This window comes from Streptomyces sp. NPDC005962 (assembly GCF_040629205.1).
In the GTDB taxonomy this organism is placed as follows: domain Bacteria; phylum Actinomycetota; class Actinomycetes; order Streptomycetales; family Streptomycetaceae; genus Streptomyces.
In genome coordinates this window covers 1-23,344 of record NZ_JBEXVE010000025.1, presented here as the reverse complement: position 1 = coordinate 23,344, position 23,344 = coordinate 1, and the positions used below count along the sequence as shown (strand labels likewise).

At 72.8% G+C, this 23,344-nt stretch carries 21 protein-coding genes and 3 tRNA genes; 16 read left to right on the top strand and 8 right to left on the bottom strand.

Going from position 1 to position 23,344, the window contains the following annotated elements:
* The first annotated feature begins 2 nt into the window (after window positions 1-2).
* The 4 genes from ABZ370_RS32040 to ABZ370_RS32025 all read left to right on the top strand — a co-directional run bounded on the left by ABZ370_RS32040 (window position 3) and on the right by ABZ370_RS32025 (window position 4,532).
* Window positions 3-1,592, top strand: coding sequence for an NADH-quinone oxidoreductase subunit M (locus ABZ370_RS32040; protein ID WP_358627801.1), 1,590 nt, complete (start codon window positions 3-5; stop codon window positions 1,590-1,592).
* Window positions 1,589-3,133 carry an NADH-quinone oxidoreductase subunit N gene (locus ABZ370_RS32035; RefSeq protein ID WP_358627798.1) on the top strand — a complete coding sequence of 515 codons (1,545 nt, stop codon included), beginning with the start codon at window positions 1,589-1,591 and terminating at the stop codon, window positions 3,131-3,133. Before ABZ370_RS32040 ends, ABZ370_RS32035 begins: the two co-directional genes overlap by 4 nt.
* Before the next feature lie 146 nt (window positions 3,134-3,279).
* Entirely contained in the window at window positions 3,280-4,143 is an 864-nt protein-coding gene (gene htpX, locus ABZ370_RS32030) for a zinc metalloprotease HtpX (RefSeq protein WP_358627795.1), read from the top strand.
* The gene (locus ABZ370_RS32025) at window positions 4,140-4,532 is read left to right on the top strand and encodes a YccF domain-containing protein (protein ID WP_358627792.1); all 393 of its coding nucleotides are present in this window, start codon (window positions 4,140-4,142) and stop codon (window positions 4,530-4,532) included. The genes htpX and ABZ370_RS32025 overlap by 4 nt, the downstream gene beginning before the upstream one ends.
* Window positions 4,533-4,589: 57 nt before the next feature.
* On the opposite strand, the gene ABZ370_RS32020 is transcribed toward ABZ370_RS32025, so the two are convergent.
* Window positions 4,590-5,726, bottom strand: a complete 1,137-nt coding sequence (locus ABZ370_RS32020; protein ID WP_358627789.1) for a helix-turn-helix domain-containing protein — start codon at window positions 5,724-5,726, stop codon at window positions 4,590-4,592.
* 118 nt (window positions 5,727-5,844) lie between these two features.
* On the opposite strand from ABZ370_RS32020, the gene ABZ370_RS32015 reads away from it, so the two are divergent.
* Window positions 5,845-6,159 carry a hypothetical protein gene (locus ABZ370_RS32015; RefSeq protein WP_358627786.1) on the top strand — a complete coding sequence of 105 codons (315 nt, stop codon included), beginning with the start codon at window positions 5,845-5,847 and terminating at the stop codon, window positions 6,157-6,159.
* 32 nt (window positions 6,160-6,191) lie between these two features.
* On the opposite strand, the gene ABZ370_RS32010 is transcribed toward ABZ370_RS32015, so the two are convergent.
* Window positions 6,192-6,680: a YajQ family cyclic di-GMP-binding protein gene (locus ABZ370_RS32010; protein ID WP_358627783.1), complete on the bottom strand. Its 489-nt coding sequence runs from the start codon at window positions 6,678-6,680 to the stop codon at window positions 6,192-6,194.
* Between the two features lie 189 nt (window positions 6,681-6,869).
* Between ABZ370_RS32010 and ABZ370_RS32005 the strand changes: the two genes are divergently transcribed.
* The 3 genes from ABZ370_RS32005 to ABZ370_RS31995 all read left to right on the top strand — a co-directional run bounded on the left by ABZ370_RS32005 (window position 6,870) and on the right by ABZ370_RS31995 (window position 8,573).
* Window positions 6,870-6,951, top strand: a tRNA-Tyr gene (locus ABZ370_RS32005).
* Between the two features lie 75 nt (window positions 6,952-7,026).
* Entirely contained in the window at window positions 7,027-7,812 is a 786-nt protein-coding gene (locus tag ABZ370_RS32000; protein WP_358627780.1) for a GntR family transcriptional regulator, read from the top strand.
* Between the two features lie 2 nt (window positions 7,813-7,814).
* A complete protein-coding gene (locus ABZ370_RS31995; protein ID WP_358627778.1) occupies window positions 7,815-8,573 on the top strand; it encodes a glycosyltransferase family 2 protein in 759 nt (252 codons plus the stop codon).
* Window positions 8,574-8,675: 102 nt separating this feature from the next.
* Here ABZ370_RS31995 and ABZ370_RS31990 read toward each other — a convergent pair whose 3' ends face one another.
* The 3 genes from ABZ370_RS31990 to ABZ370_RS31980 form a co-directional block, all read right to left on the bottom strand.
* Complete coding sequence (locus ABZ370_RS31990) at window positions 8,676-9,596, bottom strand: FkbM family methyltransferase (RefSeq protein WP_358627775.1); 921 nt, start codon at window positions 9,594-9,596, stop codon at window positions 8,676-8,678.
* A gap of 193 nt (window positions 9,597-9,789) precedes the next feature.
* A complete protein-coding gene (locus ABZ370_RS31985) occupies window positions 9,790-13,812 on the bottom strand; it encodes a hypothetical protein (protein WP_358627772.1) in 4,023 nt (1,340 codons plus the stop codon).
* A 438-nt stretch (window positions 13,813-14,250) separates the two neighbouring features.
* Window positions 14,251-15,489, bottom strand: coding sequence for an amidohydrolase family protein (locus ABZ370_RS31980; RefSeq protein ID WP_358627769.1), 1,239 nt, complete (start codon window positions 15,487-15,489; stop codon window positions 14,251-14,253).
* A gap of 167 nt (window positions 15,490-15,656) precedes the next feature.
* Here ABZ370_RS31980 and ABZ370_RS31975 point away from each other — a divergent pair, with 167 nt between their 5' ends.
* Entirely contained in the window at window positions 15,657-16,466 is an 810-nt protein-coding gene (locus tag ABZ370_RS31975) for a DUF1206 domain-containing protein (RefSeq protein WP_358628117.1), read from the top strand.
* Between the two features lie 805 nt (window positions 16,467-17,271).
* Here the strand turns inward: ABZ370_RS31975 and ABZ370_RS31970 are convergent.
* Together ABZ370_RS31970 and ABZ370_RS31965 are read right to left on the bottom strand one after the other, a co-directional pair.
* Window positions 17,272-17,934 carry an SDR family oxidoreductase gene (locus ABZ370_RS31970; protein WP_358627767.1) on the bottom strand — a complete coding sequence of 221 codons (663 nt, stop codon included), beginning with the start codon at window positions 17,932-17,934 and terminating at the stop codon, window positions 17,272-17,274.
* 24 nt (window positions 17,935-17,958) lie between these two features.
* Window positions 17,959-19,284: an amidohydrolase family protein gene (locus ABZ370_RS31965; RefSeq protein WP_358627764.1), complete on the bottom strand. Its 1,326-nt coding sequence runs from the start codon at window positions 19,282-19,284 to the stop codon at window positions 17,959-17,961.
* A gap of 196 nt (window positions 19,285-19,480) precedes the next feature.
* Between ABZ370_RS31965 and ABZ370_RS31960 the strand changes: the two genes are divergently transcribed.
* The 6 genes from ABZ370_RS31960 to ABZ370_RS31935 all read left to right on the top strand — a co-directional run bounded on the left by ABZ370_RS31960 (window position 19,481) and on the right by ABZ370_RS31935 (window position 22,098).
* Window positions 19,481-19,553 (top strand) — tRNA-Thr (locus ABZ370_RS31960).
* A gap of 56 nt (window positions 19,554-19,609) precedes the next feature.
* Window positions 19,610-19,682 (top strand) — tRNA-Met (locus ABZ370_RS31955).
* Between the two features lie 90 nt (window positions 19,683-19,772).
* Entirely contained in the window at window positions 19,773-19,937 is a 165-nt protein-coding gene (rpmG, locus tag ABZ370_RS31950) for a 50S ribosomal protein L33 (protein WP_009715907.1), read from the top strand.
* An 83-nt stretch (window positions 19,938-20,020) separates the two neighbouring features.
* Window positions 20,021-20,485: a MaoC family dehydratase N-terminal domain-containing protein gene (locus tag ABZ370_RS31945; protein ID WP_358627761.1), complete on the top strand. Its 465-nt coding sequence runs from the start codon at window positions 20,021-20,023 to the stop codon at window positions 20,483-20,485.
* Complete coding sequence (locus ABZ370_RS31940) at window positions 20,482-20,916, top strand: MaoC family dehydratase (RefSeq protein WP_358627759.1); 435 nt, start codon at window positions 20,482-20,484, stop codon at window positions 20,914-20,916. The genes ABZ370_RS31945 and ABZ370_RS31940 overlap by 4 nt, the downstream gene beginning before the upstream one ends.
* Window positions 20,917-21,042: 126 nt before the next feature.
* On the top strand, window positions 21,043-22,098 hold the full coding sequence (locus tag ABZ370_RS31935; RefSeq protein ID WP_358627757.1) for a UDP-N-acetylmuramate dehydrogenase: 1,056 nt from the start codon (window positions 21,043-21,045) through the stop codon (window positions 22,096-22,098).
* A gap of 33 nt (window positions 22,099-22,131) precedes the next feature.
* On the opposite strand, the gene ABZ370_RS31930 is transcribed toward ABZ370_RS31935, so the two are convergent.
* Window positions 22,132-23,145, bottom strand: coding sequence for an adenosine deaminase (locus ABZ370_RS31930; protein WP_358627754.1), 1,014 nt, complete (start codon window positions 23,143-23,145; stop codon window positions 22,132-22,134).
* Here ABZ370_RS31930 and ABZ370_RS31925 point away from each other — a divergent pair.
* A partial coding sequence (locus ABZ370_RS31925) for a hypothetical protein (RefSeq protein ID WP_358627751.1) occupies window positions 23,128-23,344 on the top strand: 217 nt, incomplete at its 3' end. The two genes, ABZ370_RS31930 and ABZ370_RS31925, sit on opposite strands and share 18 nt — an antisense overlap.

Genomic DNA, 23,344 nt, shown 5'->3' with positions numbered 1-23,344 from the left:
CCGTGAACCACACCGTCCTGCAATACCTCCTCGCGGCCGTCGTCGTGCTCCCCCTGCTCGGCTCCGTCGCCGCCCTGCTCCCGGCCCCGCCCGGCCTGAAGGGCCGCGACCCCGGCCAGGCCGTGCTGCGCCACGGCGTCACCGTCGCCGGCGCCGTGCTCGTCGCCGCCGTCGCGCTCGCCGCGGGCTTCGACCACGGCCGCCCGGCCACGATGCAGGCCCAGACCGACATCAGCTGGATTCCGGCGCTGAACATCCGCGTCCACCTCGGCGTGGACGGCGTCTCGCTGCCCCTCCTGGTCCTGACCGCGCTGCTGACGTTCCTCTGCGCGGTGTACTCGTACCGCAAGATGCCCGCCGGGGGCTCTCCCAAGGGCTTCGTCTCGCTGCTGCTCCTCCTGGAGGGCGGCACCCTGGCCAGCTTCGCGGTCCTCGACCTGATGCTGTTCTTCCTGGCGTTCGAGATGACGCTCATCCCGATGTACTTCCTCATCAACCGGTGGGGAGGCGCCGAACGGGAGCGCGCCGCCTGGCGGTTCATCCTCTACACGCTGCTCGGCTCCGTCATCATGCTGCTCGGCCTCCTCCTCATCGGGGTCAAGGGCGGCACCTTCGACATGGTGGCACTCGCCACTGACAACGGCTCCGGGCTCAGCCACACCACCCAGCTCATCGCGGCCCTCGCCCTCATCGCCGGGCTCGCCGTGAAGGCCCCGATGTGGCCGCTGCACAGCTGGCTGCCGGACGCCCACACCGCCGCGCCCACCGTCGGCTCGGTGCTCCTCGCGGGCGTCCTGCTCAAGATGGGCACGTACGGACTGGTCCGCATCGTGCTGCCGATGGTCCCCGAGGGCGCCCACACGTTCGCGCCCTACCTGGCCGCCTTCGCCGTCGTCGGCATCATCTACGGATCGCTCGCCTGTCTGGCGCTGGCGCGCAGCGGCGCGGGCGGCGACCTCAAGCGGCTCATCGCCTACTCCTCCGTAGGCCACATGGGCTTCATCCTGCTCGGCATCGCCACCCTCACCCCCACCGGGGTGAACGGCGCGCTCTTCGCCAACATCGCCCACGGCCTCATCACCGGCCTGCTCTTCTTCCTGGTCGGCGCCCTCAAGGACCGCTCCGGCACCACCGACCTGGACCAGCTCTCGGGCGTCAGCGGCGCCGCCCTTTACGGCAGGGCACCCCGGCTCGGCGGACTGCTCGCCTTCGGCGCCGTCGCCTCCCTCGGACTGCCCGGACTCGCCGGATTCTGGGGCGAGATGCTCGCCATGTTCGGCGCCTTCGAACCCGCCGACGGGCTCAGCCGCCCGGCCTACCTCACCTATATGGCGCTCGCGGGCTTCGGCACCCTGCTGACCGCCGCCTACATGCTCATCGTCGTACGGCGCGTCTGCATGGGCGACCATCCCGAGGAACCCGGCGCCGAGCACGCCGCCGCCCGGCCCGCCCTGGCCGACGTCCACGGCTACGAATACGCCGCCTGGAGCCCCCTGGTGGTCCTCACCGTCCTCGCCGGACTGTGGCCCGCGGCCCTCCTCGGCCTCACCGACCCGGCCGTGCAGCAGCTCCTCGCGGGAGGCAACCGATGACACCGCTCGCCTCTGGTCTCGCCGCGGGCCTCGTCCAGTCCGTCGACTGGCCCGCCGTCGCCCCGCCCACCATCGCCGCCGTGGCCGGTCTCGTCGTCCTCGTCGCCGACCTCTTCCTGCCCGAGCCCAGGAAGGCCCTCCTGGGCTGGCTGGCGACCGCGGGCCTCGTCCTGGCCGGGCTCAGCCTGCTGCCCCTGCTGGACGGCGACCGCTCCACGTTCTGCCTCACCTCCGGCGACGGGGCGTGCAGCTACACGGCCGACACCTTCACCCTCGTCATCCAGCTGCTGGTGCTCGGCGGGGCGCTGCTCACCGCGCTGCTGTCCATCAGCAGCGTCGCGGACCTCAAACTTCCCGCGGGCGAATTCTGGTTCCTGCTGCTGTCGTCCGCCGCGGGCGCGGCCCTGCTGCCCGCCTCCCGGGACCTCGCGACCCTCGTCGTCGCCCTGGAGGTGGCGTCCCTGCCCGCCTTCGCGCTCGTCGGGCTGCGCCGGGAGAGCCGGCTCTCCTCCGAGGCCGCGCTGAAGTTCTTCCTCTCCTCGGTCACCGCGACCGCCGTCATGCTGCTGGGCGTCAGCTTCGTCTACGCCGCCACCGGCAGCCTCCACCTGTCCCGGATCGCCGACGGCCTCGCCCACGTCGACCCGCGGCTCGACACGCTCGCCCAGACCGGCGTCGTCCTCACCCTGGTCGGCTTCGCCTTCAAGACCGCCGCCGTGCCCTTCCACTTCTGGGTCCCGGACACCTACGTCGGCGCGCCCATCCCGGTGGCCGCCTACCTCTCCGTGGTCGGCAAGGCGGTCGGCTTCTCCGGCCTCATCCTGGTGACCGTCCTCGCCTTCCCGGCGTACGACGACGTATGGGGCCCGGCCATCGCCGTCCTCGCCGCCCTCACCATGACCGCGGGCAACGTCGCCGCGCTGCGCCAGCGCCCCGAGCGCGCGCACAGCGCCGTACGCCTGCTGGCCTGGTCCTCCGTCGGCCAGGCGGGCTATCTGCTGGTCCCCATCGCGGCCGCCGGATACGCGGACTCGCCCCGGGACGCGGCCCACGCCATCGGCTCGACCGTCGCGTACGCCCTCATGTACGCGGCCGTGAACCTCGGCGCCTTCGCGGTCGTCGCCCTCGTCGCCCGTACGAACGCCACCGGCCGCATCACCGACTTCCGCGGCCTGTACGCCGCCCGCCCGGCCACCGCCCTCGCGCTCGGCTTCTTCCTGCTGTGCCTGGCCGGGCTGCCGCCGGGCATCATCGGGCTCTTCGCCAAGGTGACCGTCTTCTCCACGGCCGTCGACGCCGGGCTCGGCTGGCTGGCCGTCGTGATGGCGGTGAACGTGGTGATCGCCCTCTACTACTACCTCCAGTGGACGGCGCTCCTCTTCCGCGCCCCGCAGACCCCCGAGGGGGAGACCGCGCCCGTCACCCCGGTGGCGGCCACCGGCCCCCTGACGGCCGCCATCGGACTCGCCGCCGTCCTCGGTATCGCCCTGTCCGGCGCCCCGCAGCTCGTCCTCAGGTTCGCCTCCGGCGCCCTGCTGTAGGACGGCCCCGGGGCCGTGGCTGGCCTCGTGTGCACAAGGGAACTAGTGACCCTCACCTGGCGTTGACCAGTTCAGGAGGGTCCACTGCAAGGTGGAAACACCAGTTCAGGGACGGTTCCCCTGCGGCATCATCGGGAGGGCGTACAGTGCACCGCCGGCACAACGGGCTGAAGACCGCCGTACTCCTCGGGGGACTGTCCGCGCTCATCATCGTCATCGGCAGCTTCTTCGGCCGGATGGGGCTGATCATCGCGGTCTTCGTCGCCCTGGGGACCAACGCGTACGCCTTCTGGAACAGCGACAAGCTCGCCCTGCGGGCCATGCGGGCGCGCCCCGTCAGCGAGTTCGAGGCGCCCGGGCTCTACCGGATGGTGCGCGAGCTCTCCACGGCCGCCCGTCAGCCCATGCCGCGGCTCTACATCTCCCCGACCGAGGCCCCCAACGCCTTCGCGACCGGCCGCAACCCCCGCAAGGCGGCGGTCTGCTGCACCGACGGCATCCTGCGCCTGCTCGACGAGCGCGAGCTGCGCGGGGTCATCGGCCATGAGCTGAGCCATGTCTACAACCGCGACATCCTCATCTCCTCCATCGCGGGCGCGCTCGCCAGCGTCGTGGTGTTCCTGGTGAACTTCGCCTGGCTGATCCCCATCGGCCGGTCCGACGACGACGAGGGCCCCGGCTTCGTCGGGATGCTGCTGATCATGCTCCTCGGCCCGCTCGCGGCCGCCATCATCCAGCTCGCGGTCAGCCGCTCCCGCGAGTTCCAGGCCGACGCGTCCGGCGCCCGGCTCACCGGCGACCCCCTGGCCCTCGCCAGCGCCCTGCGTAAGCTGGAAGCGGGGACGCAAGCGCTGCCGCTGCCCCCGGAACCCCGGCTGGAGACCGCCAGCCATATGATGATCGCCAACCCGTTCCGGGCCGGGGACGGTATGGCCAGGCTCTTCTCCACCCACCCGCCCATGCGGGAACGCATCGCACGACTCGAAAAAATGGCGGGGGAGCAACCGTGAAGACCATTCTGAACATCATCTGGCTCGTACTCTGCGGCTTCTGGATGGCCTGCGCCTATGTCGTGGCCGGGCTGCTGCTGTGCATCACCATCATCGGCATCCCCTTCGGGATCGCCTCGTTCCGCATCGCCGGGTTCGCCCTGTGGCCCTTCGGCCGCACGGCCGTCCCCCGTCGCGACGCGGGCGCCGCCTCCTGCGTGGGCAATGTCCTGTGGCTCGTCCTCGCGGGCTGGTGGCTCGCCCTCGGCCACATCATCACCGGCGTTCTGCTGTGCGTGACGATCATCGGCATCCCGCTGGCCATCGCCAACTTCAAGCTGATCCCGATCTCCCTGACCCCCCTCGGCCACGACATCGTCTCGACGGACCAGCCCTTCGCCGGGCGTTGATCATCCGGCGAGCAGTCGTCCGTCGACGCCGAGCGGTACGGTCCCGCGGCGGCGGGTTCAGCTCGCCCTCGCCGTCTGCCTCACGAGGTCCAGCACTCCCGGGGGAGCGTCCGGCTGGCGGGCCATCACCCGCAGCGTGGTGCGCAGTCTGGCGCGGCTGCGCTCGGAGGCGACCGTCTCCAGCAGGGTGTTGATCGAGACCAGAGTGGCCTCGCACTCACGCCAGGCGTGGGTGGTCGCGTACGCGGCCAGCAGGGCGACGCTGTAGTAGAGCGTCCCCCGGCCCTCCGGGAAGTGCGCCGAGGCCAGTTCGAGCGCTCGCCGCATCTTGGGGATCGCGGCCTTGGCCTCACCGGCGGCCAGGAGCGCCTCGCCCTCGTGGCCGGTGATCTCGCTGTCGTTCACCCACCACGCCCACGCCGGGTCCCGGGGGCTGATCGAGTCCTCCAGCCCGGCCCTGGCGCCCTCCAGCGCGGCCAGCGCCCGCCGGTGGTCGCCCACTTGGGCGAGCGCCCTGCCCTGGCGCATGCGTGCGAGCAGCGCGATACGAGGCGGGACGCGGGGCCTCGTCAGCAGCTCGTCCGCGATCCGCAGCGCCTCGCCCGCACGACCGGTCTGTACGCCGTGCATCGCGAGCATGTCCAGGGCGAACCACTCCATGGTCCTGTCCCCGGCCTGCCGGGCGAGCAGGTGGGACTCCAGGAACGCCGTCCGTGAGGCGTCCCACTGCCTGGAGTCGAACAGCAGCCAGCCCGCGATCTCGGCCAGCTCGGCGACGGCCGACAGGTACCCGGCCCGTGCCCGCTCGGGAACGGCGCCCCGGTCCAGTTTCCGCTGCTCCGCCCGCCAGACTTGTACGGCCGCCGGTGCCACCGTCCCACCGCCGTACCGGTTGTCGTGCGCCAGCAGATGGGCGACAGAGGCACGCATGTGCGCGATGTCTCCGTCGATGCCGAGGGGACGCCCGGCGCCCGGCTCCGGTGGGCGCACCTCCGGCACTCTGAGCGAGACCAGCGCCCCATCGGCCTCCAGAAGGCCGTCCAGGGCCGCCGCCAGCGCCTCCGACGGCTGCTGCCTGCCGTTGATCACGCGCGAGAGATAGGCGGGGTCGTAGTTGAGCGCGCGGGCCGTGGCGCGCAGGGATATGCCCCGCTCGGCGAGCAGAGCACGAACGCGCGACCCGAAATCGCCCATGGCGGAACCCCCTGCGTGGACCGTTGACTCCTCAGCGTAGTCAACGCCCGGCAACTCCCGCAGGTATGGGCCCGCGCTCAAGGATGGCCGCAACAACCCCGGCGACAGGAAGATCGCGATGAACGGCCTACGCCTACTGCCCTGGACCACCCCGGACGGCAAGCCCTGCTACCTGTCCTCCGACGACGCCGACAGCCGACTGAACCGGTGGGCCGACGAGGCCGAGGCGGTGCAGCTGGGCATGGGGGCGGACCTGCTCGCCCATGCCCACGCCCTGCTGGGCGACCGTAAGGCGGCCGCCGGGGAACTCCGCTACCTGGCGCACCGGCTGACCGAAGCCCTCCGCGACGCTCTGCGGATCGCCGACAGCCGGGGCGGCCGACCGGCCGCCGACGACGGGGGCGCCGCACACATGGACGCCGGGGCCCCTTGAGGCCCCGGCGTGCCGTGAACCGGCGGAAACGCCTACCGGTAGTTGACGAACTGGAGCGCGAAGTCCAGGTCCTTGCCCTTGAGCAGGGCGATCACGGACTGCAGATCGTCGCGGTTCTTCGAGGTGACCCGGAGCTCCTCGCCCTGCACCTGCGCCTTGACGCCCTTCGGGCCCTCGTCGCGGATGATCTTGGCGACCTTCTTCGCGTTGTCCTGCGAGATGCCTTCCTGCAGCGAGGCGAAGATCTTGTACTCCTTGCCGGACGCCTGCGGCTCATCCGCGTCCAGGGCCTTGAGCGAGATCCCGCGCTTGATCAGCTTGGACTGGAAGACGTCGAGGATCGCCTTCACCCGCTCCTCGGAGTTGGCGCGCATCTCGATCCGCTCGCCCGACCAGTCGATGGAGGCCCCGACGTTCTTGAAGTCATAGCGCTGGGAGATCTCGCGGCTCGCCTGGTTGAGCGCGTTGTCGACCTCCTGCCGCTCGACCTTCGAGACGATGTCGAAACTGGAGTCGGCCATCTTGAGTTGGCTCCTCGTACGTAGATCCGTCAGTGGCACGGCCCAGCGGACCGTAAGCGCCAGCCTAGCCATCCCGGCCATGATCCAGAGGCGATCAACCGGGTGGCGGACCACCCCTGGGGATCAGGTATTGTTTACGTCGTTGCCAGGGAGCAGCGCCGCGGAAGCGGGGCACCTGGCCACATCCCAGGCGGTGTGCCCGAGTGGCCAATGGGAGCGGACTGTAAATCCGTCGGCTTAGCCTACCCAGGTTCGAATCCTGGCGCCGCCACGCTGGGAAAACGGCCCCCGAGCTGCGATTACGCGGCCGGGGGCCGTTGTCGTTCCCAGGGCTTAACCTGAAACCGTGCCCAGGTACGAGCAGATCGCCGAGGCGCTGCGGCGGGGCATCCGGGCGGGGCGGCTGCGGCCGGGGGAGCGGCTTCCGGCCGAGGACCGGCTCGCGGCGCGGTACCGGACCGGCGTGCCGACGCTTCGGCGGGCGCTGTCCGAGCTGGCCGCCGAGGGGCTGATCGACCAGCGGCACGGGGCCGGGACCTTCGTCCGGACACCGCGCCGGAGGGTCGAGCGGAGCAACGAGCGGCACCAGTGGGAGAAGGACCGGGTGCGGCGGCCCAGGGCCGAACGTCTGAGGACCGGGGCCACGGAGCACGACACCGGGCTGGACGTGACCGATCTCGCGTTCCGCATCGAGTACCGCGAGACGAAGGCCGGCGAGGATCTGGCGGCGGTCTTCGGGGTCCCCGTGGGCACGCGGCTGCTGGAGCGGATGTACCGGACCAACTGCCGCGCGGAGGACGCCCCGTTCGCGCTGGTGCACTCGTATCTCGTCCACGACGTGGTGGCCGCCGATCCGGAGCTGCTCGACGCCGCCAACGAGCCCTGGCCCGGGGGCACACAGCACCAGCTCTACACGATCGGCATCGAGCTGGACCGCGTCGAGGAACGGGTCACGGCCCGCCCGCCGACGGCGGAGGAGGCCGGGGCGCTCGGGCTCGGGGAGGGCGTCTCGCTGATCGTCATCCGGAAGATCTGCACGGATACCGACGGCCGGGTGGCCGAGGTCTCGGATGTGCGGCTGCCAGGAGACCGAACGGAACTCATCTTCACCACGTACCTGACAAGGTGGTGACCATGCCGAACCTCATCACGGTCATCACCGCGGTCCATGCCCCCGGCGCCGGGCATCTGCCGGACGCGTACCAGTCGTTGTGCCAGCAGGAGCTGCCGGACGGCTGGGAGTGGCGGTGGGTCGTCCAGGAGGACGGCGAGACCGGCGCCGTACGCCCCCACGTGCCCGACGACGACCGGATCAGCTTCGGCCAGGGCCGGGCCGGGCGGGCGGCGATGGCCCGCACGATGGGGCTCTCCCGCGCCGAGGGCCGTTACGTCAAGGTGCTGGACGCCGACGACATGCTGACCCCCGGCGCCCTCGCCCGCGACCTGCGCGCGCTCAACGACAACCCGGGGCTCGGCTGGGCCACCTCGCGCGCCCTGGACCTGCTGCCCGACGGCTCCACCGCGGGCTTCGACGACGACCCGTCCCAGGGGCCGATCGCGCGCGGCGCCCTCCTCGACCGCTGGAAGGCGAACGACTACCGCGCCCAGGTGCACCCGGCGACCCTGTTCGTCCGCCGTGACCTCCTCCTGGCCCTCGGCGGCTGGATGGCCCTGCCCGCCTCCGAGGACACCGGTCTGCTGATGGCCCTGAGCGCGGTCAGCCGGGGCTGGTTCACCGCCGAGACCGGCCTGCTCTACCGCAAGTGGCCCGGCCAGGTCACCAGCGAGCCCGCCCACACCGACGAGACCGAACGCAAAGCCCGCTCCGCGGTCGTCGAGGCCCGCGCCCGCGTCCTGGCGGGTCTGGACGGCTGGCGCTACGAGGGCGCCTGACCGGCGCGGCGGGAGGGCGGCGTCAGAGCTCGGAAGCGGTCACCACTGTGCCCGCACGGCCGGGAGCCGGCCGGCCCGGTGCGGCGGCGCCGCTCATGGCGCTCAGGGCAGGAGCTCGGCGTCGACGCGGGAGAAGACCAGGTCGCTCTCGGCCGTGACCGGGCCGTGCCACCGCACCGGCACCTTCGCCGGACCCCGCAGCGCGGCCGGGTAGCTGCCCGCGGCGTAGTCGTTGGGCAGGTGGTAGGTGTGGAAGCCGTGGGCGTTCAGGGTTTCCAGCAGCTCGTCCACGGATTCCCCCAGGTCGGCCATCCGCCGCGGGGTGACCTCGATGGTCAGCTCCGCGTCGGGGTGCAGCTGGGGCAGCAGGGGCGCGAGGCCGCGGACCACGCCGCCTTCCGCGCCCTCGACGTCGATCTTGATGACCCTGGCCCGGGCGATCTCCTCTTCGGTGAGGAGGTCGGGCAGCGGCCGGGCCGCGATGTCGAAGGTGGACTCGGCGGGGCCGTCGTAGGGGACGATGCTGTTCGCGCCCATGTTGCGCGAGCTGGCCAGGATGAACGTCAGCAGCTCTTCGCGGTCGGACACCGCGGCGTTGACCGCGCGGATGTTGGCGCAGGCGTTGCGCCGGGCGTGCCGCAGCAGGAGCTGGTGGAACGTCGGCGAGGCCTCGACCGCCACCACCGTCCCGCCGGGTCCGACGAGGCGGGAGGCGAGGATGCTGTAGTAGCCGATGTTGGCCCCGACGTCCACGAACACATCGCCGGGCCGCAGCCTGCGCTGGAGCCAGCGCGTCATATGCGGTTCCCAGACGCCGAAGAGGTACAGGTACCGCTGGATGAGGTCCTGGGTGTCGACGGCGAGGGTGGCGCCGAAGCGGGTGCGGGCCAGGCGGTGCAGGGGGCGGTCCCGCAGGGCGGCGTTCAGGTGGCGCTCGACCAGGGCCCGCTTCCCGGCGGTCCAGGGCGCGTGGCGGACGTAGGCGCGGATGAGGTCCGAAGCGGCCTCGTCGAGCCAAAGCATCAGGGGGGACCTCCGGCTCCGGGCCAGGTGGGACGGGCCGTCGAAGCATAGGCAAGCGCCCGATCGCTGGCGACGGGGGATGCACCAGCGATCGGGCTGTTCCCCAGCGTAACGCGACTGCCCCCGTCCGGGTGCCGACTGGTCGGAATGAACGCGGAGTTGTGATCGTGATCACTCACGGCGGGCCCCTCTCTCAGTCGTCGCACGGAGGTTCGTACGAGAGCCGGGGCAGATACTCGTGCCATTTGTCGACCGTCAGCACGCCCCGGGTCATCGAGCAGACGCGGCGGATGGCCTTGTCGACGTCCACGTCCCACAGCCGCACGGTATCGGCGCCGCTCGACACCCCGAGCAGACCGCTCCGGGGGCTGAACGACAGGAAGTTTCCGGTCTTGGCGTTGGGGCTCATGGACTCGCCGATGGCATCGGCCCGGGACGGGACGGCGACGTCCCAGATCCGGACCGCGTTGTCGTTGCCGCCGCTGGCCAGGGTGGCGCCGTCCCGGCTGAACGACAGCGATACGACCGCGTCGGTGTGCCCGGTCAGCGGGCGGCCCAGCCGGGTCGCCCCGCCGTGACCGGTGACGTTCCACAGCCGGACCGTGTTGTCGTCGCTGCCGCTGGCGAGCGTGTCGCCGTCCCTGCTGTAGGCGAGCGCGTTGACGGGCCCGAGATGCCCCGTGAGCGGCGCGCCCCGCGGCACGGCATGACGCCGGTCGGCCACGTTCCACAGCCGGATGGTGTTGTCCGCGCTGCCGCTGGCGAGCGTGCGGCCGTCCGGGCTGAAGACGAGGGCGTTGACATAGCCCTTGTGGCCGGTGATCGGCGCGCCGAGCGGACGGACGTGGGACGGGTCGCCGACGTCCCACAGCCGGATGGTGCGGTCGTCGTACACGCTGGCCAGCGTCCGCCCGTCCGGGCTGAAGGCCAGCGCGCCCGCGAACCGGGACCGCAGGGCGATGCCCGGCCCGGCGGCGACGGGCCGGGCCGGATCGCCGACGTTCCACAGCCGCACCGTGGCGTCTCCGGACATCACCGCGAAGATGCGGCCGTCCGGGGAGAAGGTCGGCTCGCGCACCGTGCCCTTCCCGGGGCTGAACGGTTTGCCCAGCGGCACCGGGCGGCCGGGCTCCGCCACGTTCCACAGCCGGACCTTCTCGTCGCGCGCCGCCGTGGCCAGCACGCGCCCGTCCCGGCGGAACGTGCCGACCCGGCCGATCATGTCCGACGTCGGGATCGACCACAGCCGGACCGTGTTGTCGCCGCTCCCGGTGGCCAGTGTCCGGCCGTCGGGGCTGAAGCCCAGCGCGTACATCTCGCCGCTGCTCCCCGCGAGCGGCTCGCCGACCTGCGACGGATAGGCCGGGTCCTGGACGTTCCACAGGCTCGCCGTGGAGTCCTGGCTGGCGGCGGCGAGCATATGGCCGTCCGGGCTGAAGGCCACCGACCAGATGGGGCCGGTGTGGCCGGTGAGCGGCGCGCCCAGCTGCTCGGCGTGGCGCGGGTCGCCGACGTCCCACAGCCGGATGGTGTTGTCCGCGGCGCCGCTGGCGAGAGTGCGGCCGTCCGGGCTGAACGCTACGGAGTGCACCAGGTCCGTGTGGCCGGTCAGCGCCTTCCCGAGCCGCTTCGGATGCCGCGGATCGGCCATGTTCCACAGCCTGATCGTGCCGTCGTCGCCGCCGCCCGCGAGCGTCCGCCCGTCGGGGCTGAACGCCACGGATCGCACGGCGGCGGTGTGGCCGGTGAGAGCGCCGAGCGTCTTCGGCCGCGTCCGGTCGCTCATGTCCCACAGGTGGACGCTGCGGTCCTCGGTGGCGGCGGCCAGGGTCCGCCCGTCCGGGCTGAAGGCGATCAGATAGATCGTGCCGTCATGGCCGGCCAGCGGCGCGCCGAGCGGGCGGGGATGGCCCGGGTCCCGTACGTCCCACAGCCGGACCGTGCCGTCGTCGCCCGCGCTGGCGAGGGTGCGGCCGTCGGGGCTGAAGACCGCGCTGCTCACCCAGCTCTTGTGGCCGGTGAGCGGCTTGCCCAGCGGTTTGGGGCGGGTCGGGTCGCTGGTGTCCCAGAGCCGGACGGTCCGGTCGTAGGCGGCGGTGGCCAGGGTCCGCCCGTCCGGGCTGAACGAGGTGAGGTAGACGGCGCCGGTGTGGCCGAGCAGCGGGGTGGCCAGCGGCGCGTTCACGATCGAGATCAGCCGGTTCCGGGTGGCCGCGTCGTCCGGCCGCAAGCGGTGCGCCACCAGGGCGAGCTGGGCGGACAGCGACGGGTCCCGGTACTGGAAGCGGTCGGCCTCGGTGACCACCTGCTCGAACACCGCGTCGTCCCGCTGCTGCCACGCGACCACCGCCGAGCCGACGGCCACCATCGCCAGGACGACCAGCGCCGCCACCGCGCCCCGGCTGATCCAGAGGGTGCGCTTGCGCAGCCGCACCGAGGCGGCCAGGAACTCCACCGCGCCACGGGTCAGCAGGGTGTCCCCGGCGGACTTCGCCCAGGTGTGGGCCTGTTCCAGCCGGGAGCCCCGGTAGAGCAGCGACGGGTCGCGCTTCATGCCCTCCCAGGCCCGGCCGTCCTCCTCCAGGCGCTGGCGCAGCAGATGGTCGTTCCGGCCCTCGTCGATCCAGTCGCGCAGCCGGGGCCAGGCGTGCAGCAGCGCCTCATGGGTGATCTCCACGGTCTCCGCGTCGAGGGTCACCAGGCGGGCGCGGACCAGCGCTTCGAGCGATTCCTGCGTCTTCCCGGGTTCCGTCGACTCCTCCGACAGCTGGCGCCGCGTCCCGCGTCTGCGGGTGGCCTGGGTGTCCTCGCCCAGCCGGACCAGCCGGAGGAGGAGCAGCCGCGCGGCGGTGCGCGCGGCGGGGTCGAGGCCGGACCAGGCGTGTTCGGCCGTCGCGGCCACCGCCCCCTGGATGCCGCCCGCCGCGCGGTAGCCGGCCAGGGTCAGCCGTCCCGCCTTCCGGCGCTGCCAGGTGGCGAGCAGGGCGTGCGAGAGGAGCGGCAGCGCCCCCGCGTCGTGGGTGCCCCGGGGGCCGTCGGCGCTCACCTCCCGGACGATCAGCTCGGCGAGCCCCGGTTCGAGTTCCAGCCCCACGGCCCTGGCCGGGCCGGTCACCGCCTCGCGCAGTTCGGCGGAGGTCAGCGGGCCGAGCACCATGTGGCGGTGCTGGAGCGCGTCGGCCAGTTCGGGGTAGGCCAGGCACCGTTCGTAGAAGTCGGCGCGTATGCCGAGGACGACGAGGACGGGGGCCGGGTCACCGGTGACGGCGGGCGAGCACGCGGCGTGGAGCAGCTGGATGAACACGCGCCGGTCCGCCTCGTCGGTGGCGAGGGTGAACGCCTCCTCGAACTGGTCCACGATGACGACCGGGCGGGCGGCGGAGGGCTCCGCCCAGGCTGTGACGGCCTCCCGCACCGCGCGCGCGAACCCGGGCGTACCGGGCTCCTTGCGGAGGGCGTCCGCGAGGAGGGGGATACGGCGGGTCAGCTCCGCGAGCGGATCGGCGCCGGGGGCGAGCTGGAGCACCGCGCGCGCCGGGCCGTCCTGGCCGCGGCCGTGCTGGTCGCGGCCATTCTGGTCGCGTCCGTCCCGGTCGCCCGGAGCGCCGTGTTCCAGTACGGGCACCAGCCCGGCGTTCAGCAGCGAGGACTTCCCCGCCCCCGAGGCGCCCACGAGCATGACCAGGCCGCCCGTCTTCTCCGCCGCGCGCAGCTGGCCGACGAGTGCCTCCGTGCTCCGCTCCCGGCCGAAGAACCACCGGGCGTCCTGCTGCCGGTAGGCGGCCAGCCCCCGGTAGGGGCACACCGCGCCGGGCACGGCCGTGGCGTCGGCCGGGGGTCGCTCCTCCTCGGCCGCCGCCGGGGGGCGATCGCCGACCGGGTCGGCCACCGCGCGCTCCCAGAGGCGCTGCCACTGGCCCATGTCGTACAGGCCGGTGGAGACCGGCACGGGCCGCAGCCGCCGGGCGTCGGGGATCAGTACGTGCAGCACCGCCGCGAGGGCCGCGAACTGAGCGGGTACGTTCTTGGCACGCCGCCAGTCGCTGATCCGCTGAGCGGACACCCGTACGGGGCGCCCCCGCTCGTCGACCCGCTGGAGCCGGACGACCGCGTCGGCCACGCTCTTGAGGGGAGGGTTGCCGGCCTCCCGGTACAGCAGCGCGAGGCGTTCCGCGAAGGCTGTGCGTACCCCTGAGTCGGAACTCAAGGTCTCCACCCCTTACTTCCCCCACGCCTGGATATCCGGACCGGAAAAGTCACTTTATACGGATGACCTGCGACGAAGGCCGCGGTCCCGGACCGGTACCTCCTCGGCGGAAGGCGCAGCTGGCAGGATCACGGCCCAGCGGCGAAAACGGTCGCGGCGCCTGGCGGGCCACTGGCTCGGACCCGGCCGGGCCGCCGCGTCGACCACCGAACCGGCCCTGCCGCGATCCGTACCCGCACGGGGGGCGCGGACCGGCACCGCCCCACCGTTCGGCACCGGTCCCCACGTGGGGAGGGACCGGCGCCGAACGCCGTGGGGCATGGAGGCGGTGCGGCACCGCCGGCTGAGGCTCGGGCATGCACCGATCCCATGACCGGCGCGGCCGAAAGGCAAGGGGTTGGCCCGGATCACGGCCGTCATGGCGCCGTCATGGCCGAAATCCTTCCCCTACACGGTCCGGTCCTGGTCGGCTTTGTCGAAATCCAGCTCCAGCATCCGGATCGCGTTGCCGCGCAGGATCTTGTACGTGGTCTCCGGCGGCAGCCCCGCGACATGCTCGGCCGCGACCCGCTCGGTGTGCGGCCAGGTGGAGTCCACATGCGGGTAGTCGGTCTCGAACGTGGCGTTGTCCACCCCGACGGTGTCGAGCGAGGCGACGCCGTGCCGGTCGCGGAAGAAGCAGCAGTAGATCTGCCGGTAGTAGTACGTGGACGGCGGCTCCGGGATGAGGTCCCGGACGCCGCCCCACGCCCGGTGCTCCTGCCAGACGTCGTCCGCGCGCTCCAGGGCGTAGGGAATCCAGCCCATCTGGCCCTCGGCGTAGGCGAGCTTCAGCCGCGGGAACCTCACCAGGACGCCGCTGAAGAGGAAGTCCATCATCGAGGCCATGGCGTTGTTGAAGCTCAGCGCCGCCTGGACGGCGGGCGGGGCGTCCGGGGAGGCGGCGGGCATCTGCGACGACGAGCCGATGTGCATGCACACGACCGTCCCCGTCGCCTCGCACTCGGCGAAGAACGGGTCCCAGTAGCCGCTGTGGATGCTCGGCAGGCCGAGATACGTCGGGATCTCGCTGAACGTCACCGCGCGCACCCCCCGTGCGGCGTTCCGCCGGATCTCCCGCACCGCCAGCCCGACGTCCCACAGCGGGATCAGGCACAGCGGGATCAGCCGCCCGCCGCTGTCACCGCACCACTCCTCGACCATCCAGTCGTTGTACGCCCGCACACAGGCCAGCCCGACCTCCTTGTCCGCGGCCTCGGCGAACGTCTGGCCGCAGAACCGGGGGAACGTCGGGAAGCAGAGCGACGCCTCGACGTGGTTCATCTCCATGTCCGCGATCCGGGCCTTGGGGTCCCAGCACCCGCGGCGCATCTGCTCCCGGGTGATGCCGTCGAGGGTCATCTCGTCGCGTGAGAAGCCGACGGCCGCGATGATCCGCTTGTACGGGAACAGCCCGCCCTCGTACTCCCACCAGTCCGTGAGCGGGCCGTCCGGGTCGGTCGTGATGCGGTATTTGCCCCCGACGTACGCCAGTTCCCCGATCCCGGCCGTGAGCGGCTTCGGCCCGCGGTCGCGGTACCTGGCCGGAAGCCAGGTCTCGAAGAGATGGGCGGGTTCGATCACATGGTCGTCCACGCTGATGACCATGGGCAGCTCGGTCGCCGTGCCGTTCGTCTCGCCCGTCATGTCGCCATCTCCCCACTAAATCTGACGGTCCGTCAGATTCAGATTAGAGGTGATCGCCCCAGGCAACAAGGGAGGACCGCTTCCGCGTTTCCGCGGGGCCGTCCGGGGCAAACGCGGCACAGCGGCCGGGGCCGGACATCGGGAGGCAAACGGTGAACGCATCGTCGATCGCACGAGTACCGGGCCTGGCACCGCGCACCCGGCCCCCGCACCGGGCTGTCGAGGCCGCGGCCCGCGGCGGCCTCACCGCCCGCGGCGTCCTCTACCTGCTCATCGGCGTCCTCGCGCTGCGCGTCGCCTTCGGTGACGGCGGCGAACAGGCCGACCGGAGCGGGGCCCTCCAGATGCTCGCCCACCAGCCGTTCGGCGCGGCGCTGGTCTGGGCCGTCGGGGCCGGGCTGGTCTGCATGGCGCTGTGGCGGCTGTCCGAGGCGGCCTTCGGCGCCGCCGGACCGGACGGCCGCAAGGCGACGAAACGCCTCGCCAGCGCCGCCCGCGCGGTCTTCTACGCCTTCGTGGCCTACTCCGTCCTCGCCTTCGCGGCCGGTGAGCAGGGCAGCGGCTCCAGCGACCGGCAGTCCCAGGACGTCACGGCCCGCGCGCTCGGCCTGCCGGAGGGACGCTGGCTGGTCGGCCTGGGCGGCGCGGTGGTCGCCGGGGCCGGGGTATGGATCGCCGTCCGGGCCCTGCTGCGCACCTTCCGCAAGCACCTGACACCGCCCCCGCGGGCCAAGCGTCCGGTGGAGGCGCTCGGCGTCTGCGGCGGTGTGGCCCGCGGCGCCGTGTTCGCGGTGGCGGGCGGCTTCGCCGTCTCGGCCGCCGTACGGTACGACCCGGACCGCGCCAAGGGCGTCGACGACACCCTGCGCACCTTCGCCACGACCTCGGCCGGCCCCTGGCTACTGGCAGCGGTCGCGGCGGGCCTGGCGCTGTTCGGCGTCTTCTCCTTCGCCATGGCCCGCTGGCGCCGAGTCTGAACGGCGGGGGGTATTCCCCCACCCAGCCCCTTCCCGAACCTGGGGCTCCGCCCCTGGACCCCGCTCCTCAAGCGCCGGAGCGGCTGGTGGGTGCGAGCCGCCCCCACCGGTGCACCAGCCCCGAGCCGGGGGCCCGGGGCCACCGGCGGCGAGTAGCCGACGACCGCCCGCCGCCGGGTGGGAACCGGCCGGCTACGGGGCGGTGGTCGCCAGACGATGGGAGGGGCGGGGCGCACCCACCCTCACCCAGCACCCGCTGCCGAACGGGCCGGAACCGTGCGGGCCCCACCCTTCCCCGCCCGGTGCCCGCGCCGCCGGGGCGGGGGTTGGGGCCACCGGCGGGGAGCCGTTGCTCGGCGGGCTGGGGCGGACCTACCCCGTCCCCCGCCACGCCACCGGGCGGGCCGGAACCGTGCTGGGGGTGCGGCCACCGGGCCGGGAGTCGCCGACGACGCGGGAGGGTGCGAGGGCCCGCACGCGCCCCCCCCGCCCCGGTGCCCGAGCCGCCGGGGCGGGGGTTGGAGCCACCGGCGGGGAGCCGCTGCTCGGCGGGCGGGGGCGGGGTCGGACCCACCCCTGCCCAGCGCCACGCCACCGGGCGGGCCGGATCGAACCGAGGCTCGGGGCCGCCGGGGGAGGGGGCGGGGTCGCAGGGGTGGGGTGCTGGACGATGACGTGTATTTGTGGCGCACACTTCCGGCCCACCCCACGTCTCCGGGCACCGGCGCCAAAAATATACGAGTCCAGGGCCCTGCCCCGGAGGCCCCGCACCCGGCACCCACCACCACACCCGCCCCCCACAGGCTCAGCCGTCGGCGGCTGCTCGCACCGCCTCTGTCACCGGCACCGTGCCGCCCAGGAGTTCCAGGGTGCGGCCCGCCGTGCGGGGTTCGTCGAGGAGGGCGGCCAGGACGGCGGCCACGTCGTCGCGGGTCACCTCGTCCCGGCCCGTGTGCTCGGCCAGCCTCACCAGGCCCGTACCCGGGTCGTCGGTGAGGCGGCCCGGGCGCAGCACGGTCCAGTCGAGGGCGCCGCGCGCCCGGACGTCGTCGTCGGCGGCGCCCTTCGCGCGCAGGTAGGCGGCGAAGACCGGGTCCGTGCCGGGCGGGGGCTCGTGCCCCGCACCCATCGCGGACACGGTGAGGAACCGCCGCACGCCCGCCCGCTCGGCCGCGTCCGCGAAGAGCACGGAGGCCCCGCGGTCGACGGTCTCCTTGCGGGCGACGCCGCTGCCGGGACCCGCACCGGCGGCGAAGACCGCGGCGTCCGCGGCCTCCAGATGCTTGGCCACGTCGTCCACGGAGGCCGATTCGAGGTCGCAGACGACGGGTTCGGCGCCCGCCGCCAGCAGGTCGCCCGCCTGTTCCGGCTTGCGGATGATGCCCGCCACTTCGTCTCCGCGCGCCGAGAGCAGCCGCTCCAGCCGCAGGGCGATCTGTCCATGTCCACCAGCGATGACAATGCGCATGATCCCGACCGTACGCCGGTTGGACTACGACTGCCCGTCACCGTCCGCGGGCCGGGAATCGGGCCGGGAATCGGGCCGGGAGTCGGGCCGGGACTGGCGCGGCAGGTCGAGGGCGACCGCGGCGGCGGAGTCGCAGTACTCCCGTACCGCGCTGGTGCGGGCGACCACCCGGCCGTCGTGGATCACGACCCGGCTGTACGCGAGCGACAGCACGCCCGCGAGCCCGTCGCCGCGCACCGCCAGCAGCTCCGCGGGGAACCCGGCCTCCACCCGCACCTCGGGCAGCCCCAGCGCGGCCCGCGCCCGGGCGCAGACCGCGTCGTAGGCCTCCGCGGGTCCCGATTCGCCCCGGGAGGCCAGCAGATAGGCGGCCTCCAGGGGATCGCCACGCCCCACCGGGTTGACGGTGTCGCGGAGGGCGCCGCTCCCGGCGGCCACCGCCACGCCCGCGGCCCGCAGCAGCCGCACCGGCGCGCACCCGGCCACCCGCGCCCCCTGCCCGCCCCGGTGCTCCAGCCCGGCGCAGTCGCCCTGGGGCAGGCAGACGACGGTGACGCCCGCGGCCGCGAGCCGGTCGGCGATCCGCCCCGCGACGTCCCGGGGCAGCCGGGCCAGCCCGCCGCAGGGGCCGATGGTGACGCCGGGCCGCAGGCCACCCGCCATCGCCGCGAGCCGGGCGAGCCGGGCCGGGTCGTCACCGTCCGTGTGCAGGTCGACGGCGCAGCCGTGGCGGGCGGCGAGGTCGAGGACGGCTTCGGCGTGACCGGTCGGGTCGGGGTCGAGGTCGGGGCAGCCGCCGATGACGGAGGCGCCCATTCCGACGGCGTCCCGCAGCATCGCGAGCCCGTCCGCCCCGGCCACCCCGGTCAGCACCCGCGCCACCGCGACCGCGCCGAGGTCGATGAGCCCGCGCAGGCTGTGCCGGGCCTCCAGGACCGCTTCCAGGGAGCGCAGCCCCCGCACCCCGCCGATCCGCACATGGGTGCGCACGGCGGTCGCCCCGTGGCCGAGGTGGAGCAGGGCGGCCTCGGTGGTGCGGCGCTGGACGTCCTCGGCGGTGTACGGGACGGGGCCCGCGAGGTCGGCCGTCAGGGCGGTGTCGCAGTGGGCGTGGGGTTCGACGGGGGCCGGGAGCAGCAGATAGCCGCCGAGGTCGAGCCGCGGCCCGGGAACCAGGCTGCCGGTGGTGCCGACCGCCTCGATCCGGCCGCCGCTGAGCCGTACGTCCACCGTCCGGCCGTCGGCGAGCCGGGCGCCGCCGAGGACCAGCACGGTGGACCCGGTGGCCGCCCCGCCGCCGTCGCCGGAGGGCTGCTGCTGATGGCTCTCGGGCGGCTGGCTCTCGGGCATCGCACTCCTGGGGCGGCCTGGGGCGGCGCAAGATCACGCGGGGCGAACCGAGCCTAGGACGCGGTGGGTGCGGCTTCGCGGAGGAGGCGAATAGTCGTACTGGTGTGGTGCGTGCGCACGCTGTGTCGCGCCCAGCGGCCCCGGGCCGATACGGATTTCACCTTCGGCTGCGGAGCGTGTAATGTCTTCATCGCTCGCCCCAATAGCTCAGTCGGCAGAGCGTCTCCATGGTAAGGAGAAGGTCTACGGTTCGATTCCGTATTGGGGCTCTGATGTGTGAGGTTTCCCGTTCGACTCCGGTCGGGCGGGGTCCGACTCGCATCGAAGCGGTGTAGCTCAGTCGGTAGAGCAAGCGGCTCATAATCGCTGTGTCACCGGTTCAAGTCCGGTCACCGCTACACACAGTAGCCGATTGTGGGGTCGGTCCTCCGGTCGGCTACTCTTTATTGCGTTCTACAGTCCTATCCGTTCGTCAAGGAGCACTCAACGTGGCTGCCACCGACGTCCGCCCGAAGATCACGCTGGCCTGCGTGGAGTGCAAGGAGCGGAACTACATCACCAAGAAGAACCGGCGCAACGACCCGGATCGTCTTGAGATCAAGAAGCACTGCCCGCGTTGCAACGCGCACACCGCGCACCGCGAGACGCGATAGCAATAAACTCTCATTCGAGGCCGCCCCCACTAGCGGGGGTGGCCTCGTTTCGTTAGTCATCAACCGCAGGAGGTGCCGAGGCGATGGCGCTTGATCCGTCTTTCGTCGGGCGGACCTACCCGCCCACCGACCCGTATGAGGTCGGCAGGGAGAAGATCCGCGAATTCGCCGAATCGATCGGCGAGACCAACCCGGTCTACACCGATCCGGAGGCGGCCAAGGCACTCGGCTACTCCGATGTGATCGCCCCGCCCACGTTCGTCTTCGCGATTACCTTCAAGGCCGCCCGACACCTGGTCGTCGGCGACCCGCAACTGGGCCTGGACTTCAACCGGGTGGTGCACGGGGACCAGAAGTTCGCGTACACCCGGCCCATCGAGGCGGCCGACCGCCTCACCGTCATCACCAGGATCGACGACATCAAGTCCCTCGCGGGCAACGATGTGATCCTCATCAGCGGTGAGGTGCGCGACGCCGCGGGTGAGCACGTGGTGACCGCGATGACGAAACTGGTGGCCCGCGCCGCCGAAGCGGAGGCAAGCAGATGATCGCCAAGATCTCGTACGACGCCGTCGAGGTCGGCACCGAACTTCCCGCGCAGACCTTCCCGGTGAACCGCGCCGACCTGATCCGGTACGCCGGTGCCTCGGGTGACTTCAACCCGATCCACTGGAACGAGAAGTTCGCCAGGGAGGTCGGCCTCCCCGACGTCATCGCCCACGGCATGTTCACGATGGCCGAGGCGATCCGCGTGGTGACCGACTGGACCGGCGACCCCGGGGCCGTCGCCGACTACGGTGTGCGCTTCACCAAGCCGGTCGTCGTCCCGAACGACGACAAGGGGGCGCTCATCGAGATCGCCGCCAAGGTCGCCGCCAAGCTGGACGACGAGGCCCGTACGGTACGGGTGGACATCGTGGCGACCAGCGAGGGCCAGAAGGTGCTGGGCATGGCCCGCGCCGTCGTCCGCCTCGCGTAGGCAAGCGCGTAGGTACGCGCGTAGGCGTAGGTAAGCGCGTCAGCGTAGATACGCGCGTCAGCGATCGCCGGGGGCCACCGCCCGCCCCCGGCACCGCGCCGGGGGCGCCCCCGTACTCTTGAGCGCGTGCAGGAACTCCATGACGCTCCCCTCGCCCCCCTCACCACCTTCCGTCTCGGCGGCCCGGCCACCCGGCTGATCACGGCCACCAACGACGACGAGGTGATCGCCGCGGTCCGCGAGGCCGACGCGACCGGCACGCCGCTGCTGCTGATCGGCGGCGGCAGCAACCTGGTCATCGCCGACAAGGGCTTCGACGGCACCGCCCTGCACATCGCCACCACCGGCTTCACCCTCGACGGCACCCGGCTGGAGCTGGCCGCCGGCGAGAACTGGTCCGAGGCCGTGGCCCGTACGGTCGAGGCGGGCCTCGCCGGTATCGAGTGCCTGGCCGGAATCCCCGGCTCCGCGGGCGCGACCCCGATACAGAACGTCGGGGCGTACGGCCAGGAGGTCTCCGCCACCCTCACCGAGGTGGTCGCCTACGACCGCCGCGCCGACGCCGTCGTGACGATCCCCGCCGCCGACTGCGCCTTCTCCTACCGCCACAGCCGCTTCAAGGCCGAGCCGGACCGCCATGTCGTCCTGCGGGTCCGCTTCGAGCTGGAGGACGCGGGCGGGGCGTCCGCACCCATCAAGTACGCCGAGACCGCCCGGGTCCTCGGCGTCGGGGTGGGCGACCGGGTGCCCGCCGACACCGCCCGCAGGACCGTGCTGTCGCTGCGCGCGGGCAAGGGCATGGTGCTCGACCCCGAGGACCACGACACCTGGTCCGCGGGGTCGTTCTTCACCAACCCGGTACTGACCGAGAGCGCGTACGAAGCCTTCCTGGCCCGCGTCGCCGACCGCCTCGGCGCCGACACCGCGCCGCCCGCCTTCCCGGCGGGGGAGGGGCGGATCAAGACCTCCGCCGCCTGGCTGATCGACAAGGCGGGCTTCGCCAAGGGCTACGGCACCGGCCCGGCCCGCATCTCCACCAAGCACACCCTGGCGCTCACCAACCGCGGCGAGGCCACCACCGAGGACCTGCTGGCGCTGGCCCGCGAGGTGGTGGCCGGGGTCGAGGAGGCGTTCGGCGTACGGCTGGTCAACGAGCCGGTGACGGTGGGCGTGAGCCTGTAGCCGGGAAGCCACTTCCGAAATTTCGGAGGTGGTCTAGCCCGCCAGCCAGTCGTCGATCCCGGTAAGCAGCCGCCGCCGCACATCCTCCGGCGCCGCCGACCCCCGCACCGACTGCCGCGCCAGCTCGGCCAGCTCCTCGTCGGTGAACCCGTGGTGCTCGCGCGCCAGCTGGTACTGCGCGGCCAGCCGCGACCCGAACAGCAGCGGGTCGTCGGCGCCCAGCGCCATCGGCACCCCGGCCTCGAACAGGGTGCGCAGCGGTACGTCCTCGGGCTTCTCGTAGACCCCGAGCGCGACGTTGGAGGACGGGCACACCTCGCAGGTCACCCCGCGGTCGGCCAGCCGGGCCAGCAGCCGCGGGTCCTCGGCCGCGCGGACTCCGTGGCCCACCCGGGACGCCACCAGGTCGTCCAGGCAGTCGCGGACGCTGCCGGGCCCGGACAGCTCGCCGCCGTGCGGGGCGGCGAGCAGCCCGCCGTCCCGGGCGATGGCGAAGGCGCGGTCGAAGTCGCGGGCGAAACCGCGCCGCTCGTCGTTGGAGAGGCCGAAGCCGACCACGCCGCGGTCGGCGAAGCGCACCGCGAGCCGGGCCAGGGTGCGGGCCTCCAGGGGGTGCTTCATCCGGTTCGCGGCGACCAGGACCCGTATCCCGAGCCCGGTGTCGCGGGAGGCGGCGTCGACCGCGTCCAGGATGACCTCCAGGGCCGGGATCAGCCCGCCCAGGCGCGGGGCGTACGAGGTGGGGTCGACCTGGATCTCCAGCCACCCCGCGCCGTCCGCGACGTCCTCCTCGGCGGCCTCGCGCACCAGCCGCCGGATGTCGTCGGGCTCCCGCAGACAGGACCGCGCGATGTCGTACAGCCGCTGGAAGCGGAACCAGCCGCGCTCGTCGGTGGCCCGCAGTCTCGGCGGTTCGCCGCCGTTCAGCGCGTCGGGAAGATGGACGCCGTATTTGTCGGCGAGTTCGAGCAGAGTTCCAGGCCGCATCGAGCCGGTGAAGTGCAGATGCAGATGCGCCTTGGGGAGCAGATGTACATCGCGTGCCATCTGGAGATTTTGCCGCACGTCCGGACCCGCCGGTACCGCTTTCACCGAACGTGGGCTTGCCCGCACAGGAATCCGACCTCGGACGACGACCCGGATGACGGCCTGAACGAGGGCCTGAACGAGGGCCTGAACGAGGGCCTGAACGAGGGCCTGAACGAGGGCCTGAACGAGGGCGGGCGCCCGGCCATAGCCGGGCGCC

What these genes read in the sequence shown, in the direction of transcription:
- ABZ370_RS32035 (WP_358627798.1), top strand. Translation starts at nt 1,589, where the DNA reads ATGACACCGCTCGCCTCTGGTCTCGCCGCGGGCCTCGTCCAGTCCGTC.
- ABZ370_RS32020 (WP_358627789.1), bottom strand. Translation starts at nt 5,726, where the DNA reads ATGGGCGATTTCGGGTCGCGCGTTCGTGCTCTGCTCGCCGAGCGGGGC.
- ABZ370_RS32015 (WP_358627786.1), top strand. Translation starts at nt 5,845, where the DNA reads ATGAACGGCCTACGCCTACTGCCCTGGACCACCCCGGACGGCAAGCCC.
- ABZ370_RS32010 (WP_358627783.1), bottom strand. Translation starts at nt 6,680, where the DNA reads ATGGCCGACTCCAGTTTCGACATCGTCTCGAAGGTCGAGCGGCAGGAG.
- ABZ370_RS31995 (WP_358627778.1), top strand. Translation starts at nt 7,815, where the DNA reads ATGCCGAACCTCATCACGGTCATCACCGCGGTCCATGCCCCCGGCGCC.
- ABZ370_RS31990 (WP_358627775.1), bottom strand. Translation starts at nt 9,596, where the DNA reads ATGCTTTGGCTCGACGAGGCCGCTTCGGACCTCATCCGCGCCTACGTC.
- ABZ370_RS31980 (WP_358627769.1), bottom strand. Translation starts at nt 15,489, where the DNA reads ATGACGGGCGAGACGAACGGCACGGCGACCGAGCTGCCCATGGTCATC.
- ABZ370_RS31970 (WP_358627767.1), bottom strand. Translation starts at nt 17,934, where the DNA reads ATGCGCATTGTCATCGCTGGTGGACATGGACAGATCGCCCTGCGGCTG.
- ABZ370_RS31965 (WP_358627764.1), bottom strand. Translation starts at nt 19,284, where the DNA reads ATGCCCGAGAGCCAGCCGCCCGAGAGCCATCAGCAGCAGCCCTCCGGC.
- ABZ370_RS31945 (WP_358627761.1), top strand. Translation starts at nt 20,021, where the DNA reads ATGGCGCTTGATCCGTCTTTCGTCGGGCGGACCTACCCGCCCACCGAC.
- ABZ370_RS31940 (WP_358627759.1), top strand. Translation starts at nt 20,482, where the DNA reads ATGATCGCCAAGATCTCGTACGACGCCGTCGAGGTCGGCACCGAACTT.
- ABZ370_RS31930 (WP_358627754.1), bottom strand. Translation starts at nt 23,145, where the DNA reads ATGGCACGCGATGTACATCTGCTCCCCAAGGCGCATCTGCATCTGCAC.